At 59.9% G+C, this 15,901-nt stretch carries 17 protein-coding genes; 8 read left to right on the forward strand and 9 right to left on the reverse strand.

Going from position 1 to position 15,901, the window contains the following annotated elements; all coding sequences use genetic code 11:
- Positions 1 to 266: 266 nt before the first annotated feature.
- The gene (locus tag AB7290_RS11405; protein ID WP_063981801.1) at positions 267 to 1,028 is read right to left on the reverse strand and encodes an IS5 family transposase; all 762 of its coding nucleotides are present in this window, start codon (positions 1,026 to 1,028) and stop codon (positions 267 to 269) included.
- A gap of 325 nt (positions 1,029 to 1,353) precedes the next feature.
- On the opposite strand from AB7290_RS11405, the gene AB7290_RS11410 reads away from it, so the two are divergent.
- On the forward strand, positions 1,354 to 3,114 hold the full coding sequence (locus AB7290_RS11410) for a B12-binding domain-containing radical SAM protein (protein ID WP_063981802.1): 1,761 nt from the start codon (positions 1,354 to 1,356) through the stop codon (positions 3,112 to 3,114).
- A gap of 557 nt (positions 3,115 to 3,671) precedes the next feature.
- The gene (locus tag AB7290_RS11415; protein WP_135216245.1) at positions 3,672 to 3,881 is read left to right on the forward strand and encodes a hypothetical protein; all 210 of its coding nucleotides are present in this window, start codon (positions 3,672 to 3,674) and stop codon (positions 3,879 to 3,881) included.
- Positions 3,882 to 4,149: 268 nt separating this feature from the next.
- Here AB7290_RS11415 and AB7290_RS11420 read toward each other — a convergent pair whose 3' ends face one another.
- Positions 4,150 to 4,362: a hypothetical protein gene (locus tag AB7290_RS11420; protein WP_144030618.1), complete on the reverse strand. Its 213-nt coding sequence runs from the start codon at positions 4,360 to 4,362 to the stop codon at positions 4,150 to 4,152.
- Between the two features lie 607 nt (positions 4,363 to 4,969).
- Between AB7290_RS11420 and AB7290_RS11425 the strand changes: the two genes are divergently transcribed.
- Both AB7290_RS11425 and AB7290_RS11430 read left to right on the forward strand, forming a co-directional pair.
- Complete coding sequence (locus AB7290_RS11425) at positions 4,970 to 5,317, forward strand: hypothetical protein (RefSeq protein ID WP_187387974.1); 348 nt, start codon at positions 4,970 to 4,972, stop codon at positions 5,315 to 5,317.
- A 27-nt stretch (positions 5,318 to 5,344) separates the two neighbouring features.
- Positions 5,345 to 5,896 carry a hypothetical protein gene (locus AB7290_RS11430; protein WP_063981805.1) on the forward strand — a complete coding sequence of 184 codons (552 nt, stop codon included), beginning with the start codon at positions 5,345 to 5,347 and terminating at the stop codon, positions 5,894 to 5,896.
- Here AB7290_RS11430 and AB7290_RS11435 read toward each other — a convergent pair.
- On the reverse strand, positions 5,883 to 6,164 hold the full coding sequence (locus AB7290_RS11435) for a hypothetical protein (RefSeq protein WP_084795344.1): 282 nt from the start codon (positions 6,162 to 6,164) through the stop codon (positions 5,883 to 5,885). The genes AB7290_RS11430 and AB7290_RS11435 overlap by 14 nt on opposite strands.
- A 238-nt stretch (positions 6,165 to 6,402) precedes the next feature.
- Here AB7290_RS11435 and AB7290_RS11440 point away from each other — a divergent pair, with 238 nt between their 5' ends.
- The gene (locus tag AB7290_RS11440) at positions 6,403 to 6,666 is read left to right on the forward strand and encodes a hypothetical protein (RefSeq protein ID WP_085398219.1); all 264 of its coding nucleotides are present in this window, start codon (positions 6,403 to 6,405) and stop codon (positions 6,664 to 6,666) included.
- A 278-nt stretch (positions 6,667 to 6,944) separates the two neighbouring features.
- On the opposite strand, the gene AB7290_RS11445 is transcribed toward AB7290_RS11440, so the two are convergent.
- From AB7290_RS11445 to AB7290_RS11455, 3 genes are all read right to left on the reverse strand, one after another.
- On the reverse strand, positions 6,945 to 7,337 hold the full coding sequence (locus AB7290_RS11445; protein WP_063981806.1) for a hypothetical protein: 393 nt from the start codon (positions 7,335 to 7,337) through the stop codon (positions 6,945 to 6,947).
- 147 nt (positions 7,338 to 7,484) lie between these two features.
- On the reverse strand, positions 7,485 to 7,856 hold the full coding sequence (locus tag AB7290_RS11450) for a hypothetical protein (protein WP_063981807.1): 372 nt from the start codon (positions 7,854 to 7,856) through the stop codon (positions 7,485 to 7,487).
- 339 nt (positions 7,857 to 8,195) lie between these two features.
- Positions 8,196 to 9,224 carry a hypothetical protein gene (locus AB7290_RS11455; protein WP_063981808.1) on the reverse strand — a complete coding sequence of 343 codons (1,029 nt, stop codon included), beginning with the start codon at positions 9,222 to 9,224 and terminating at the stop codon, positions 8,196 to 8,198.
- 373 nt (positions 9,225 to 9,597) lie between these two features.
- Between AB7290_RS11455 and AB7290_RS11460 the strand changes: the two genes are divergently transcribed.
- Together AB7290_RS11460 and AB7290_RS11465 are read left to right on the forward strand one after the other, a co-directional pair.
- Entirely contained in the window at positions 9,598 to 10,164 is a 567-nt protein-coding gene (locus AB7290_RS11460; protein ID WP_063981809.1) for a hypothetical protein, read from the forward strand.
- A gap of 117 nt (positions 10,165 to 10,281) precedes the next feature.
- Positions 10,282 to 11,184 (forward strand): hypothetical protein, encoded by a 903-nt coding sequence (locus AB7290_RS11465; protein WP_085402418.1) that lies wholly within the window; start codon positions 10,282 to 10,284, stop codon positions 11,182 to 11,184.
- Between the two features lie 120 nt (positions 11,185 to 11,304).
- On the opposite strand, the gene AB7290_RS11470 is transcribed toward AB7290_RS11465, so the two are convergent.
- The gene (locus tag AB7290_RS11470) at positions 11,305 to 12,303 is read right to left on the reverse strand and encodes a hypothetical protein (protein WP_245344163.1); all 999 of its coding nucleotides are present in this window, start codon (positions 12,301 to 12,303) and stop codon (positions 11,305 to 11,307) included.
- Positions 12,304 to 12,515: 212 nt separating this feature from the next.
- Positions 12,516 to 13,394: a hypothetical protein gene (locus tag AB7290_RS11475; RefSeq protein WP_063981811.1), complete on the reverse strand. Its 879-nt coding sequence runs from the start codon at positions 13,392 to 13,394 to the stop codon at positions 12,516 to 12,518.
- A gap of 222 nt (positions 13,395 to 13,616) precedes the next feature.
- Between AB7290_RS11475 and AB7290_RS11480 the strand changes: the two genes are divergently transcribed.
- Positions 13,617 to 14,225 (forward strand): hypothetical protein, encoded by a 609-nt coding sequence (locus AB7290_RS11480; protein WP_231142835.1) that lies wholly within the window; start codon positions 13,617 to 13,619, stop codon positions 14,223 to 14,225.
- 87 nt (positions 14,226 to 14,312) lie between these two features.
- Here the strand turns inward: AB7290_RS11480 and AB7290_RS11485 are convergent, their stop codons facing one another.
- Complete coding sequence (locus tag AB7290_RS11485; RefSeq protein WP_085402420.1) at positions 14,313 to 15,899, reverse strand: methyltransferase regulatory domain-containing protein; 1,587 nt, start codon at positions 15,897 to 15,899, stop codon at positions 14,313 to 14,315.
- Positions 15,900 to 15,901: the final 2 nt, after the last annotated feature.

The raw sequence follows: 15,901 nt of genomic DNA on the forward strand, positions 1-15,901 counted from the left end.
CTTGGCTTACAATTTCGGCTTCCACGGGCTTCAGCGCGCATCATCATGCCACCGATACGCGATGCGATCAAAGACACCGACGAGTTGCGCAGGGCGCGCCTCTCGAGTTCGCCTGCAACGGAGGATGAATCGTGCGGGTTCGATCGAGTGCTTCGCGCGTAACAATGAGCGTACCCAGGCGTGGGGTGCAGTCCAATCGCGACATCAGCTCCGAAGCCGATTGAGACGTGAGCAGCCGAAGCGATACTTCGGAGCTCGGGTCCTCGCTAGGACGTGGACTCATTAGCGCCGAGCCATAGCCTGATTGACGCGAGTTGCACGAAGGCAAGGTAATTGGCGGCAAGTTTGTCGTAGCGCGTCGCTACCCGACGACATTGCTTGATCCTGTTGAAGAACCGCTCAACTCGATTGCGAGCGCGATACAGGTAGGGACTGAAGCAGATCGGTTCGCTGCGATTGCTTTTCGGCGGGATGTTGGCCCATGCTCCTTTCTTGATCGCAAGTTCTCTAATCCAATCGGCGTCGTAGCCACGGTCCGCCAGCAGCATCGATCCAGGCTTCATGCGAGACAAGAGTTTTCCAGCAAGCCGATTGTCGTGGGCTTCCCCAGGCGTCAGCGCAACTCGGACCGGTAGGCCGTTTGTATCCACGACCGCATGAATCTTACTGGTCAACCCGCCCCGTGATCGCCCCATGCATTGTCTTTTATTCCGGTCGATGCAGGCTCCATGTTGATGCACGCGGACAATCGACGTGTCGATCATTTGCACAGCGGCATCGTGAGCGGCTGCCAAGGCCTTCATAATCGCCGCCCACACACCTGCTCGTCGCCAACGAACGAAGCGATTGTAGCAAGTGGTATACGGGCCGAAGGCGTCTGGTAGATCGCGCCATGGCGCCCCGGATCGTAGCACCCAGAAGATGCCATTGAGGACGCGACGGTCATTCACCCGCGGTACGCCGCGCGGCTTGTTGGGCAGCATCGGCCTGATGGCAGTCCATTCCTCGTCGGAGAGTTCGTAGCGCATGATTCGGCCCCCTTCGTTAGGGGATTTGAATCATGGCTCGGCAGTCAGGCTCAATGGGCGCCAGCCGACGGGATGGCCGCGATGTGCCCGAAAGCGGACGCATTATGCTCACTCTGAGTTTTGTCGAGTTTGACCCGGAACGGACGTCTGGCGCATGACTAGCTGGCGACTGCGCACCCCAATTTGTGCCGAACATGCGATTGCGCCGTGTGCGGTTAGCCGAGGTACTCGGATAGGATGTTGTTCGTGCCACAGTTCGTCGTTTTTTGCGAGGACCTCGCGGAAAGCAGTTGGCCTATGACCGACATCGAGCTACCCCTTGCTTATGAGCAAGAGCAGGAGTTTCCGGCTTGTTCTGATCAAGCCGTCACATTACGACGACGATGGCTACGTCATTCGATGGTGGCGCGGCGGCCTGCCTTCGAACTCATTGGCCTGCCTTTACGGCATCGCGCTCGATTGTCGTGAACGCCAGGTTCTCGGGCCCGATTTCGACATCGAGATCGACGCCATCGATGAGACCAACTGGAAGGTGCGTGTCGCGGATCTGGCGCGCGCAATCAAGGCCGCGGATTCCGGTATGGTGATGCTGGTCGGAGTCCAGTCCAATCAGTTTCCCCGATCGCTTGATCTGGCGAGACGGTTTCGCAAGCTCGGAATCCACGTTGCGATCGGCGGCTTCCATGTGTCCGGCACCCTCTCGATGCTGCCGGAGCGCGATCCCGGCGTTCAGGAGATGATGGACCTCGGTGTGTCGGTCTTCGCAGGCGAGGCCGAGGGACGGCTGGAGGAGCTGTTGCAGGACGCGGCCGCCGGGCGATTGCAGCCTCTCTACAACTACATCGACGATCTGCCGCACCTGGAGAGCCAGCCATTGCCGATCATTCCCCGCCAGCAGATCCGGCGGGTTATCGGCCACACCACGAGCTTCGACGCCGGGCGTGGCTGCCCGTTCCAGTGCTCGTTCTGCACCATCATCAACGTGCAGGGCCGCAAGTCGCGACGCCGCAGCGCCGACGACATCGAGGCCGTGATCCGCGCCAACGTCGCCCAGGGCGTCTTCGCCTTCTTCCTCACCGACGACAATTTTGCGCGCAACAAGGATTGGGAAAGCCTGCTCGACCGCATCATCGCGCTGCGCGAGAAGGAGGGCTGGGACCTTCGCTTCACGATCCAGGTCGACACGCTTTGCCACAAGCTACCGAACTTCATCGAGAAATGCGCCAAGGCCGGCGTCCGGCGATGCTTTATCGGCCTCGAAAACATCAACCCGGACAGTCTGCTCGGCGCCAAGAAGCGGCAGAACAAGATCACCGACTATCGCGAGATGATGCTGGCCTGGAAGAAGGCCAGGATCATGACCGTCGGCGGCTACATTCTGGGCTTTCCCAACGACACACCGGAATCGATCGTTCGCGACATCGAGATCGTCAAGCATGAGCTGCCGATCGACATGCTGGAGTTCTTCTTCCTGACACCACTGCCGGGCTCGGAGGATCACAAGACGCTCTATATGAAGGGCGTCGCGATGGATACGGACCTCAACAAATACGACCTGGACCACGTCACGGTCGACCACCCCGCCATGTCCAAGGCGGACTGGGAGCGGGCCTGTGAGCTCGCCTGGAACACCTATTACAGCTGGGAGCACATCGAGACCCTGATGCGGCGTGCCGCGGCCATGGGCAACAATGTCGGCAAGATCGGGACCTACGCGCTTTATTTCAAAGGCTACCATCCCATCGAGCGGGTCCATCCGCTCGAAGGGGGGGTGCTGCGGCTCAAGAGCCGCGACGAGCGGCGTCCGCATCTGCCGGTCGAGCCGGCCTGGTCGTTCTATCCGCGCTATGCCGCCGAGACCGTCGTGAAGGCCGCGCAATGGGCATCGCTAGCGCTGCGCCTCCACCGGCTGGCGCGCAAGGTCAAGTCGGATCCGCACCGGCTCACCTATGTCGATGAGGCGATCACACTGCTGCCCGACGAGACCGAGAATCTGGACTTGTACAAGACCCGGTCCAGCCAGGCATTTCTCGATCAGCGGCGACATATCGAAGAGGCGCAGAAACCTAAGTTGGCCGTGCGGTAGTTGCCAACTCGCGTTAGTTGATTTCTCGAGTCGCCGCGAACCATCGTATCCTCACGGATTCACGGACAAGCGACGTCCGTTTGCAGCGAACAGCCCCAAAACATCCACTTCGGCTTTTGGTCCTCACGCGAAGTCCGGCTTGGCTCTGAAATCGTCAGCTTATTGGGGTAGACCGGAAGTGACTGGCCGACTTCCAGACCGCCGCTCATGACCCAAACCGGAAGCCGCGCCTGCTCGTGATGGCTGTTATTTCGCCGCGCAGCAACGGCGGCTGGCCGCAAGAAAATCAACCGGGGTGTATAAAAAGGAACATCCTGCGCGACCTTTTCGTGCCCCAATGCTGCAAGCTCCGATATGGAGCCGCAGAAAGAGACGATGCACTCTTAGGCGGCTTGGTTCTCTCTGCCGGAACAGGCCCTAAGGCGACCTCAGTTGGAGCCTCTCGCGCTCTATCCTGGCGGAATAGGGCGATCTCAGGCCGACAAGACAAATAGGCACACAGACCAGACAGCTTTTGTTGGTGACACGGCCATGGTGGACAATAGGGAGTAGGTGCAATGAGAGTCTCCTCGATTGTCGGACTGCTGTTTGCAGCAGTGATGTTGGCGATCATTCCGGTCTCGCCGCAGGTGACACCGCGCGGCGTGGAGTTAAGCGTTGATCAAGCGCAGGCCGTCACGTACCGGCGCGCCCGCGTGACGGCGCGTCGTGTCGACCGTCGCGATTACCGCTATACGCGTCGCGCCGTGCGGCGTGGTGTTTATTAACGGAGCGCGATAGGCAAGGGTGTTGGCGCGGGCAGAGAGCCAGAACCGGTTCCAGTCGTCGCAGCGCGCGAGGCATGCTATGACCCCTCTACCAGCGGGCGACGCGTTCCTTACGGTCGCCATTATGAGTGCCACTTTCCTGACAGAGGTCGCTCTTTTCATCCTAATTGGAATGATCTGAAAGGAGCGCAAGTGGCGGCGGCTCCCGTTAAAGTCTGCTCAGTCGGGCATAGCGGACAAGATTGGTGCAGGTTTGGTATCCGGGCGATCAGCGCGATCGAAAGCGCTTGACGCCGGTGGTATGATTTCCGCGATGTGGCCGTACTGCATGCATGCCCGAATTGATGTCGCCACGCATGCCCGAATAGATGGAGAAGGTCGGGTCCGCGGCTAATGCCGCGGCGGGTTCCCATGCCGAGGCGGGCGTCGCAAGGAGCGCGGAAAAAACGAGCGCTGCGCCCAAAACTTTGAAGCTGGTCATGGTATCCTCTTGTTTACTGGCGTGCACGATGCGCGTGCTGTCCATTGACATGAATGACAGTTAGGCGTTGGCATTCCCCTCGCGCAGGGGTGGCGCAATCACGCTTCGTCGATCGGCGTGATGCTGATGTCGGCAACCGGCCGCGTTTCGCAAAGCCGTTGAAAACCTCTCTCCGGACTGTGAATAGAATTTTAGCCGCCGATGGCGCGTACACGCGCAACGGCGCGTGACGAGCGCGGGCCGGAATTTGTGATCGATTCCTCCGCCGACCTCGCGCAGCGGTAAACGACCATGAACAAATATTTCAATTTAAGCCGCCGGTCGCTCCACCCATTTCCAAAGCAAAGGCCAACGCAAAGAGGACTGCGGAGATCCGGTCACTCATTATCTGTCACCTTGGCAACCAGACCCTATCGAAACCTGCGTCCCCTCGTCGGGCCGAGCTTGATCTATCTCAAGTCCCTGAGCGGCGATTGGCGTTGGTTGGCTTGCCCGATCGGACAGCCAGGTCCGATGTTCGGGGGGCACACAGCGGGCAACGCACGCCGAATGAAGTTGTCGCGATCAGATGGATAGCCGCAATGGATTCGCTTTGTCGGAGGTGAAAATGAAGCGAGCCGTCCTCATGACGACCATTGTCGCTCTCGGGGTGATCCAGGGGACACGCGCCGAGCCCCAGGCCGCCCAGTGTTCGTCCTTCTACATCTCGGAAATCAATCTCGTATCGACGGCCGACGGCGAGGCCGGGCACGTTCAGACCTTTGTGGGGTTTGGCCCCTCCAAGGAAGAGGCAGAGAAGAGCGCCCTGGGATGGTGCTCGCATATCAGGTTCGATCTTGAGACCTGTTTGAATTCGGATCGCCTGACCGCTCGCAACTCTCCGTCAGACGGAGGTGACGCCGCACTTCATCTCAAGTACATGAAGGCAGTTGCGCGCATTACCGGCTGCAGTTAGAGCGCGTTCGCGAGCGATCGAACGCGCTTGATCTATATCAAGCAGCTCGTGGCCATCTTGCTGCAGGTAACAGACGACGTAGAGCCCAGGTCAATGTTTCGGGGGCGCACCGGAGCGACCGGCATGCCACTGGCGGCATATTTCTGGAAGGTCGGAGCAGTGTTGCTCGCACTGCTCTTTGTTGCAGATTATTGGCTGCCGAGGGCCCCGACCGTCGATCAGGCGGCTGCGGACCGGCCGGCCATACGTATCCACTCAGATCGCAAATGGCCCGAGCGTATTGTCTTCGATACCCAGTCGCCGGTGATCGTCGCCGCTGCGCCCGTGGCCGAGGCGACCGAGGTCGCAACTTCATCGGATGTGGCCGAACCGCCCGTTACCGTCAGACAGAGCCCGGCGGTGGCGAATTCTTTCGCGATGCTGCCGAAACAGGATACACGCCCGCCTGAAACCGTCGATCGCAAGCGACAACGCAAGATGTTGCATGTTGCGGCTCGACCGAGGCGAAACGTCCAGCCGCAGATGCTTCTGGCGGCACGACAAGGGCAGTTCGGCTGGTTCGGCTTCAGAACCTGGTGATCGGCGTCCGGTCGGGACCTGTATCTCGCTCAGCGTTCCATTGTTCATCGACAAGCCAAGCTTGGATGCGGGACGACGGAATGAGTTGCTTGGGGACGTGCGGATTGATCGTGCCCGCAAATACTACGAGACCTTCGTCGAGCTTTGCACGAACGAATGCCTTGGCCTCTGCTTCCGTAGCGAAGGTCCTTGTTTCCCGAGGGCTCCGCTGCTTCGGCAGCGTGCCGCGTTTACGAACCTCGAAGGTGACATACCAAGTCGGCGTCATCGCACGCACCAACTAATCGCCCTAGCCCAGTCGGTCTCTTATTTTGGTGCGGGTATCACGAAGCTGGTTGATCTGAATCAAGGTCGCGGTGACGGGCGGCAGGAAACACGGATAATGTTCGACGGAGTTAACGCACAGCCCAGCTCACCCTTGATGTACGTCAATGTCGCTCATCTCTCCGCGCACACGCTATCGTAAGCCGTAGGAATGCGGCTTTTGCTACCCTTGGAGGACCATCATGAAGGCTAAGATGCGACTTTCGATCAAGTCAGTGACGGTTACAGGAATCGCTGCCAGCGCACTTCTGGGACTTGCAGGGGCCACACTTGCTCCATCACCGGCCCGCGCGATCGTGTATTGCCAGTACGTCGACTATCCGGTGGGTTGCGTTGCCCGGGCTGGCGTTGCCCTCCGGCCACGGCCCGTTGCGCGCGCTGCAGTCCGTCATAACGTCGGCGGCAATGCCAATGGTGGCGTTAATCGCGTCGGAGTGCGTCGATAGAGGATTTGCCTGCGGGCCACCAGCCTTGGTAACCAACCTCGTGACCCGCGGTAGCATTCAACACTACTTCTCGGCCATGCAGCGTGCCTCCCTTTGCATGTCGGTTATTGGCCCATAGGCGGCCCCGGCCGAGCGTGGCGCAGTGGTCCGGTTTCGCGTGACGAGCCGACCGAGTTGGGCCCCCGATCTCAACGTCCGCCCGTGACCCTGGCTGTCGGATATCGTTTTCGAATTGAAAGAGGCGACGATTGCGCCGCCTCTCCTTGTGGTCCGCGTGCTTACTGGCAGACGTACATGATTCCGTCACCGCCCTTGATCAAGGTGCCGGGCGTGCAACCAATGCCATTGAGCTTCGCGTAGCTATCCCAACCGTCGTAGCAGGTGTAGGAAGCACGCCCAAAGACCCCCACAGCCGTGCCGTACCCGGTCGTGCCGCCGGCACCACACCAGGGGCCGCCAGCGTAGTAGGCCCGCACTGCGTACCAAGGCAGACCGGACTGATCGGGTATGTAGTGACTATAGGGATACGGGCTGACATAGAGCCGCCTCGCTTGGGCACTCTCAACTGACAGCGAAATCCCGCGCTGCTCAGACCAGTCAACGGTGAACAGTGTCGCAAAGGCGATAACCGAAGTTACAATTGCAAAATTTCTGAAAATCATCCGCTTCATCGTTTTGCTCCTATCCTGTCTCGCCCCCTTTGCTTAAGGAGGCCCGTCGGTTGATGCCGACATTGACAAAGATCAAGGGGCTTGACCTAACTCGTGACCAAATTTCAACGTGAATCACGGAGTTTATGCACGCAACCGTGCACAAAGTCAGTCGAGAGATGTTGCTGCGTCGCGCTCTTTGGTGTGTTTGCTCGGTGTTACGTCGAGGCTGAAGTGAGGCTGGCGGATCGCTTCGGGCGGCACCTGAAAGAAGGTAACAGCGCCAATGTTATCGGAAGTCGGCAAAGATTTCGAAACGACAACCAAGTGAGCGATGTCGCCTCTTGGCCGATTGTGTTGCAAAAGTCGAAAGTTGCAGGGCTCAAGCTTCTTCGCGAAAACACTAAGCAGCGAGCGATCGCTGATTCGTATGACCTCAATCGCGTTACCGAAGTCGCCTGTGAATTTTGCGTGAGGCCGTGAGGTCCCTCGCATCTTGTACGCGAAAGTCGCGCCCACGGCCCGCAGAATTTTGGTCATCGGCGAAAATCGACTTTTGCAACAATATCGGCCCTTCAGCGACCTCGGCAGACGTCCGCTTTCCCGCCGCTGTTAGGGGTTGAGCGGACATAAGGCGGCCAGCTGCTTAATGAGTACACAGCCTAGTTCTCAAGCCAGACACTCATGCCCGGCTCAAGGTCTGTCGAATCTCCCTTGGGATCGAGGCGTAAGCGCAGCGTATTGCGGTCATGATGGCCGATGACACGCTCTGCCTGCCAGGTGGCAAAGTAAGCGTTTCGGGGCCGTCGGGGCAGCTTCTGACCCAAGGCGACATTCAACGTCTGGAGTGATTTCCAGCTTCTGTCTGATCTTCGGATGCTAGCCGGGGAAGTCGCGGAACTCCTTGACGAGATTGAACGGGATTTTCCACCCGGCGCCTCCCCCGCGCATCAGCATCTTGATGTCTTCCGCCCTGTTTTCTTTTCCGGTTTTCGGATCGGTCTCCAGCGTGTGGCCTTGGCTGTCCCAAGGTTTGCTCGCGCTCTTCGAGTAGTAGCCGAGAAAATGGCCGGATTCATGGGCAGACGTGTTAGGCCCGCGTTGCGAGCTGATGAAGGCAAGGTCCAGCCCGCGAGCAAACGAGCCATTGGCGAGGCCGCCATTGGACCAAACCTTATCGACGCAGAAAATGGTTAGATGGGCGCCCTGAACTTTGTGTTTGACGAAGATGCCCTTCAGTTTCTCGACGTCGATCACATCGGGAAAGGTCGCCAGGCTCGCATCCTTCATGCCAGTCGCATTGGCGATCTCCTGTTTGATGGCAGCCTGCGAGTCGTCGATGACCAGCCAGTCGCTTGGCACCCGCTCGAAGCGGATGTTGGCCTGCGGCCTCCATATATTGTTCATCGTCAGCAATTCGTCTTGCTCGTTGCAGGGCTTCTTGGCGTGAAACGCCGGAGCGCCGCCACTCCCCGGAACCATGACATTGCGGAACGCCACCTTGATCTTGATTTCCGGTAGCACCACGACATAGAGCTTGGCTTCGATCTTCCGGCCGGCCGAACGGGCCACCACCTCCAGGCCGGGAAAACCAATCGGCTTAATCCGGCCATTGATCTCGAAAAACCGTGCATCGCCATTGAAGGTGGCGGGAAGTGACGCCGCCCTGAGCTGCGGATCGATATCGGGTTTGGAGAAGGTTTCTCTGGCCTGCATGACGCGTCTAAGGGTATCGGCGCCATCGATCTCCTTGATCCCGAGGGCATGGGCGTTAGGATCGACTTTGAGCTTTCTTCCGGGATCGATCAGCGCCACGATGTTGGAGCCGCCGAACGGCACCACCATGCCCGGCGGGCTGCGGCGCTCATCGATGCCGGAGCGGCGGAAAACCTCTTGAAAGGCGGCCATGTCTGGTTCTCCTGTCTTAGTTCGGTCCGTCAACGCGAAATCTTGCGCGCGGAAATGAGAGCCTCCTTCGGCGGCGGGAAAACAATCTGGCCGGTCCCCGCGGCGAGATGCAGAAAATTTCGGCGGCGAAGTTTCATGGCCAGTTCCTCCGCAACAATTTGGCACGGACGGCAATAGGCGTAGCCTACCCCGCTTTCCGGAGAGCGCGGAAGGCCAATCAATGTCCGCTAATGGCCCTGTTGAGGGCGCCCGCACCTCGCCTTTGAACTTCCCCGACCGCTCACGTCACTACTAGTCATAGCCGTGGTGGGAGCCGACGCTCCCTCCAGTGCTCAGCTTTGGGCAGGCCACGCCAGCAATGGGAGAAATTGCCATGGGACGCGCGCCGCAGCCACTGCCGCAATACACGCCGCCGGGCCCGGTGGAACAGATGCCGAATATGGCGACGCAACCGCAGTGCTCGCCGCTTGCCAAGGTTCACAGCGCCGCCGTCTTTCCCTACGTGGCCAATGAAGTCGCGACGTCCCGCACCGAGGTCGGCCATCTCGGTGTGGACGTCAGTCTGGTCCCGCCGGCCGGCATCTGCCAATATCTCATCATCTGGGATTTCGGCGTCGACTGGCGGCATCTCAAGAACATCGCCAAGCGCGATCCGCTGTTGGCAGCGCAGCTCATCCGATTTGAGACCGACAAGTCGTTGCAGTTCCAGATCGTCGGATACAGCGACAGCACCGGCGGCGAACGGAACAACAGCTTCCTGCGCACGGGCCGGGCCAAGAACGTCTTTCACCTGTTCGGCCCAAGCGCCCGCTCGCGCGTCTTCTCCGTCAAGCCCGCCTCACACTACGAGTATCTGAAGGACAACACGACCGTGATGAACAGGGCCGCCAATCGCGCTGTGGTCGTCGAAATCTTCGGCGGCGGCGGCGGGACGATCTAGCCACCTTCCACAACGCGAACGGAGGGGCGGGCGGCTCCTATTGGTGCAGTACAGCGTTTCAGCGCTTGCGGAGCCTGGCCGGACCACTATTGCTCGACCACGCAAGGGAGGTAGGTCATGCCACTGACCGAAGGCGACGTCCTGGACACACTCAGTGACTCGGTCGCGCTTGGTATCGAGTTCTACGTCGACAAGATCCATATCAAGGGCGAATACTTGACGACAGTTCGCGATCACATTCGCGCCGGCAATATATTGGTGAAGGGCGGCACTCAGGATCTCGCCTTCTACGATCAGGTTACGGATGTTCTGTTGACGCAGAAGAAGTCGCCGCCCGCAAATGATAGCGATCGGGCGCTGCTCCTGCATGAGTGCGTCCACGCCATGATCGACGTCTATGATCCTGACGGCGCTGTTACGCGCCACATGGGCGAACTGGCGGCCTACCTCACTCAAACCACATATAGCGTTCGCAAGAATCCGTCGTCTAACCGCAACGGCACCGCCCCCTGGGACAAATTCTGGGGCGACCTCTACGCCACGGTGCGCGCCAATAAGCTCGACACCAGCGCGGGCAACGGCGTCCGGATCCCGTCGGCGACGCTCGAAAATCTGCGCCGGCAACTCGCAGCGCTGCCTTTTGTGAACTATGGAGATTTCACAAAAGAAGCGACGGGCGTATCGGATGGGCTGACCCGCAGGAACCTATTTCTGTCGAGCGATGAACCCGTGTCGATGCGATCATCGAGCGTTTCCCACGAAACTTATGTTGATCCGAGCGATGACTATTTGATGCGCACCCTGATGGAGGCCTACGCGAGCGCCGATGTTAGAGGCTATGGCAGCCGCCTGCGCCGGCTACGTCGTGATTTTCTCTATTGCTCGCTGTCTCGCGCCCATGAGCTCCGGAAGAGGTTTTCGGTGCGGAAGCGTGGAGACCGGCTCTCCGAACTGTTTCACGATCGCCTGTCGCATGGCGGCCGCGCAATTCTTCTCCGTGTGCTTGCGCTGCGAAGCTGACCAGCACGCAAGTCGGAAAAATACTTTTGAGAGGAAGAATGCGCGACCGCACCGCGTCGAATGCTCGGCGTGTCGGTGCTTCAGTTAAGTAGACTCCCGACCACTCCCCTGCAGCGGGTTCTAGTCCAGGTGCCTTGCGCGCAGATCTTGAAGGTCCTTTTTCAATGCCACAAGATCCAGCCCGCGAGGAAAAGTGAGGCGTCCAGAGCGGATCACGAGCCGGACGTACGGATAGCGCTCCTCGGCAAGCATCGGAGAACTGATTTTGTATTTGTGCCAATCTTCAACGATGTGTGCCTGTTGCTCGACGTTGTATGAGTCCCAGGAATCGCCCGGCGTGTACTCGTAGCCGGAACCGATTGTCTGCGTCCAGAACGAGCGCGCCATCGTCCAGTTTGAATCGTTGAACGCCTGCCACACATGGGTCATTTCGTGCACGAAGAGGTCGCAAATGCGACCGAAGTCGTCGCACAAGAGACCGAAGGTGGGGCTAGGCGATGCCAGGTTACTGAACGCGACACTGCCAAGATTGATGGCATACCGCATGCTCGGCACCATGGGATTGCCTCCCCTGAAGAACGGTCCATCGTTCGTCCACGGTCTTCCGCCTGCTCCCAGGCCATTGGTAATCGCAATTGTCTCCCACGGCGGCAGCGTCGGGCCAAAAACGTTGCGCGCGAAATCCCGTTCGCTCACGTCCAGCACGCGCGCGAAGTCGGGTCGGCTTCCTTCACATTCCGGCGGGGTCGGAGCCGCTGGGGTGGGCGCAACCGGTGGAGTGGGCGCAATCGGCGGGGGAGGCGGCGTACCTGGCGGCAGATAGATGAATCCCCCTCGCCATCCACCTCTCCCGCCCGTCGTACCGGAGGAAAACGCAAAATTTTGGCGATCGGGCGACATCGCGCGGCAGCCGACATACTCGGCCAGGTACCAGTTCACCTGGCGTGTGGCTTGTTGGAAATCGCGCTGCTTGACGAGCTTGACGCCCGGAAAATTGAACTCGATGAGGTCCCAGGGGGCGATGCCGATCCGCTTGGCAAGGGATATCCAGGTCTCGCCTGCCGTCACCGCATGCCGGATTCCCGCGGGCGGTACATAGCTTTCGACGACGGGCTTCAACGGCCTTTCCTGGTTCGGCAATGTAAGACCTCCCCCGCCGATTCCTGCGGAACTACGCGTTCTCGCCACCAATACTTATTGGTCGCCGCTACCTCGAGGCGGTTCGATGGTTCCATTCATTCGGGCCACCAACTGGCAGTGGCAAATCGAAGAGCCTCATTCGTAGATTGGAGGCGTAGACACGAAGCAATGTCGAACGAGCGATATCCGCTTTAGCGCCGGCCTTTTGGCTTCGAGCCGAGCAGATCATGCGTGCCGCTGATGCTCACGGTTCCGGAGCACTCGAAACCGCCGAAAAGTCCGCAGGAGCCCGTGACCGTAACGCGCAAGTCTTTGCGCTGGTACATGTCGACCGAAATGCCCACGCGCGAAAAGTCGTTCGCGCTGTTCGGCAGGATCAGATCGATGTGCTCCGCGGCCCATTGCGGTATATGCTTGTTGCTCTTCCAGAACAGCTCATTGCCGGCGTGATGCACGAAGTTCGGTCCGACCGTAAGGGCGCCGTCCACGCCTTCGAATACGAAGCCTGTTTCGTCGATGTGCACGTTCACCCGATCAGGTGCTACGGCGAAATGCAACGAGGTGATGTCCTGGGGCTGCGGGTCCTTGCCGAATTGCGAGCTGTAGGCGTCGCTCCATTGTCCGCGGTCGCGCCCGAGCCCGAAGCCATGGCGGCCCGGGAGATCCCGCGTTGAGAGCGGCCTGTCCGACAGCTTTGGGCGCCAGATCTCCCGGAACCCCTTGCCGATCGTTGCCGCCATCGACAGATCGAGGGCCCAATGCGACGCTTTCTCCGGGCTTTGCCCTTCGGCGAAGGCGTCGAATCCGTCCGTCGTCTTGGCAATGCGCAGCTTCTTGATCAGCTCTTCCCAGTCCTTGGGCAGGAAGGTGACGCCGTCGAGCGTGGTCGTCGCGGCAGCGACACCATACTTCTCGAGCTGGTGCCGGATGTAGGGCTTCTCGTCATAAAGGCGCACATCCGGGTTGGGGCCGGCAAAATAATTCTTCAAATCGATCTGCGGCCGCAGCATGGTCAGTCGTGCCGCGATCTTCCGGTAAGTGTCGGTCGTCGTCGGATCGGTCGTCGTCATGGGGCGCACTCCGAGGCAATCCTCGCCCCAAATTGGTCTCGCCCGGACGGGTTCGGGTTCAATGCCGGCTCGTTCGACCAAGCTGCCGCCCGGCCCAGGTTATTCGAATTCCTATCGCGCCGGTGCAATGACTGTTTGAACCTGCTGATCGGAAACGGCGACCACCAACCGTGGGGTAGTGCGAACAACGAGGACGATCAAATGTCACTGCGGAGCAGGGTATTGGACGTACTCCATGGCCCGGCGGTCGCACGCATGCGCTTCCGGTTTCCGATCCGCGGCAGCCATGTGACGATTGCGCCGCAAACGTTCCATCACGTCGCCCGCGCGATCCGGTTGGGGCAGGTCACCGTCAGACCTCCGACGGATCTCGCGGCAGGCGTTGCTGCACAATACAACGATGTCGCGAGAACCAGGGCGGACGGCACGGCGGTTGCGGCAAACACGCTGGAGGTCGTGTCGGCAGCGGGGCGGATGGACGAGGCCTATATCGTCCACGAGAGCCTGCATGCGGCATACGATCTGTTGCGTACAGGCCTTGATGCCAATGCCGAAGAGGCGTCTGCCTACGTCTGCACGGCGCTCTATTGCCGCATGACAGGCCTGCCCCGCCCTCGCTGGGCCAACGGGCCGATCTACGCCAATGCCGCAGAGGTCGCCCGAACGCTGCTGTCCCAGTATCAGAAGGGCGATCCCGGGATTCCCTGGGTCGGCGAGCATGAATGGAAGATGCTGCGCGCAGGTGTTGGCCTTGATCCGGTCTATGCCAGCGGACCCGGCGGTATTCTCACGGGATGGCTCCTCGGCCAGCAATATACCCACGACGGCTAGAGTGCCGGGCCGCATCCGCTGCAGGAAATGGCACGAGCTTCCAACTCCTGCCGTTCATCGCCAACGGAGCCGACGCACTTGAGCGCATCACGCGACCAGCAGGCCCAGCTTGCCGACCATCGCAAGCGAGCGCTGAACGCTTTCTCGCGTTGACAGCAATAACGGCTCGGCAGGCTGCCCGGCATTATCCTTCTGGTCTATCCGGATGGTCGGGCCGAATTTTTCCGTCATTTCGGCCGTGATCTGGTCGATGGTCCGCGCTCCGTCGAGCAATTGCAGGAAATCCCTGGTCCGGTCGTCCTCCAACTGCACCGTTTGGTGGAGGAGGTTGGTGACGAGCGGACCTGTTTGCGCTTGTCTTCGCGCGAGCAGGCTCGCCTGCGGATGCTCGGTAGCTTCCTTCAACAAAAAGGGACGCGACAGCAGGAACGAAACCTCGCCGCTGCAAGCCAGGATGAACATCGCCTCCGTCAACACCTTTTGGTCATCATCCGCCCGCCGGTCGCCCAGCAGCGCGCGGGCCCCATCGAGCAGCTCGTCGAATGATAATGCTCGCGGCCAGGCCCGGCCCAGACATAGATGCGCGGCCTTCAAGAGCGGATTGGTTACCGTGACCCTGCTGCCGTCCTGGTTCTCGAATTCCATCGCGGAATCGTCGGTCACGCAGGCGTCGGGGTCGACCGGGTTGGTCGTGCTCAGCAAATGGAACCGGGTGACGAAATCGAGGTCGACCTGGCGGGACAGCGAAATGCTGTCGTGGCAGAGCAAGGTGCGCCGAAAGCCGTTGCCGTCGATGAAGTCCTGATATTGATCGCGCGCCATGAACTCGCTTTCCGGGAAGCGCTGCAGCGTCGCGCGAACCTCCTCGGAATAGCCGGCAAGATAGCGTCGTGAAAAATCAGCATCGCCCAGATATTGCAGGCCATGGCGGCTTGCGTCCTCGGCGACCTCATGCAGCAAGAACGCCTCGGCACCATCATCGAGATCGTCGTGAAACAGAAGCTCGTCGGGGGACTTGAGGACGCGGTTGTACTGGTCGCGCATAACTGCGCCGTGCACCGAGTTGGCCTTCGAGCCGTCGCTCAGGAACTTCAGGATCGCGCGGGCCTGTCCGACCTTCTCCTTCATGCCGGTGAGACGGCGGGTGTGATACCGCATCATGTCGCGGACCATGTCGCGAAGATGCGAGAACGGGTGCGCATTGTAGCTGACGTAGCAGACCCCGCGGGGAGCCAGGTTCTGCTTGAAGATCATCATCATCTTCTCGCGCACCGCCGGCGGCACCCAGGAATACACGCCGTGTGCGATGATGTAGTCGAACTCCCCGAAGCCTGCGTCGACATTCATGATGTCGCAATGGAGAAGCTTGATGTTGCTCAGGCCCAATGTGGCGATGTTTCGCTGGCCGCGCTCGATCGTCACGCCGCTCAGGTCGACACCGACGAATTCGCTGATTGGATATTGAAAGGCCATCGGCAACAGGTTGCCGCCAACGCCGCAGCCAAGCTCCAGCACCCGGCAACGCTCGACCGGCGCTGACTGCATGCCGTAAACGGCAGCAATGGTAGCAAGATGGTTCGGATGAGTGAGCCCGTAGACGTGGCCGGGGTAGTAGACCTCGTCGTATGGCGTGGGACCGGCGTTCGGGTGGCGATGCTCGGTTTGAATGTTCATCG

Source organism: Bradyrhizobium sp. 613_E4_N2_2, assembly GCF_052075995.1.
Classification (GTDB): domain Bacteria; phylum Pseudomonadota; class Alphaproteobacteria; order Rhizobiales; family Xanthobacteraceae; genus Bradyrhizobium; species Bradyrhizobium barranii.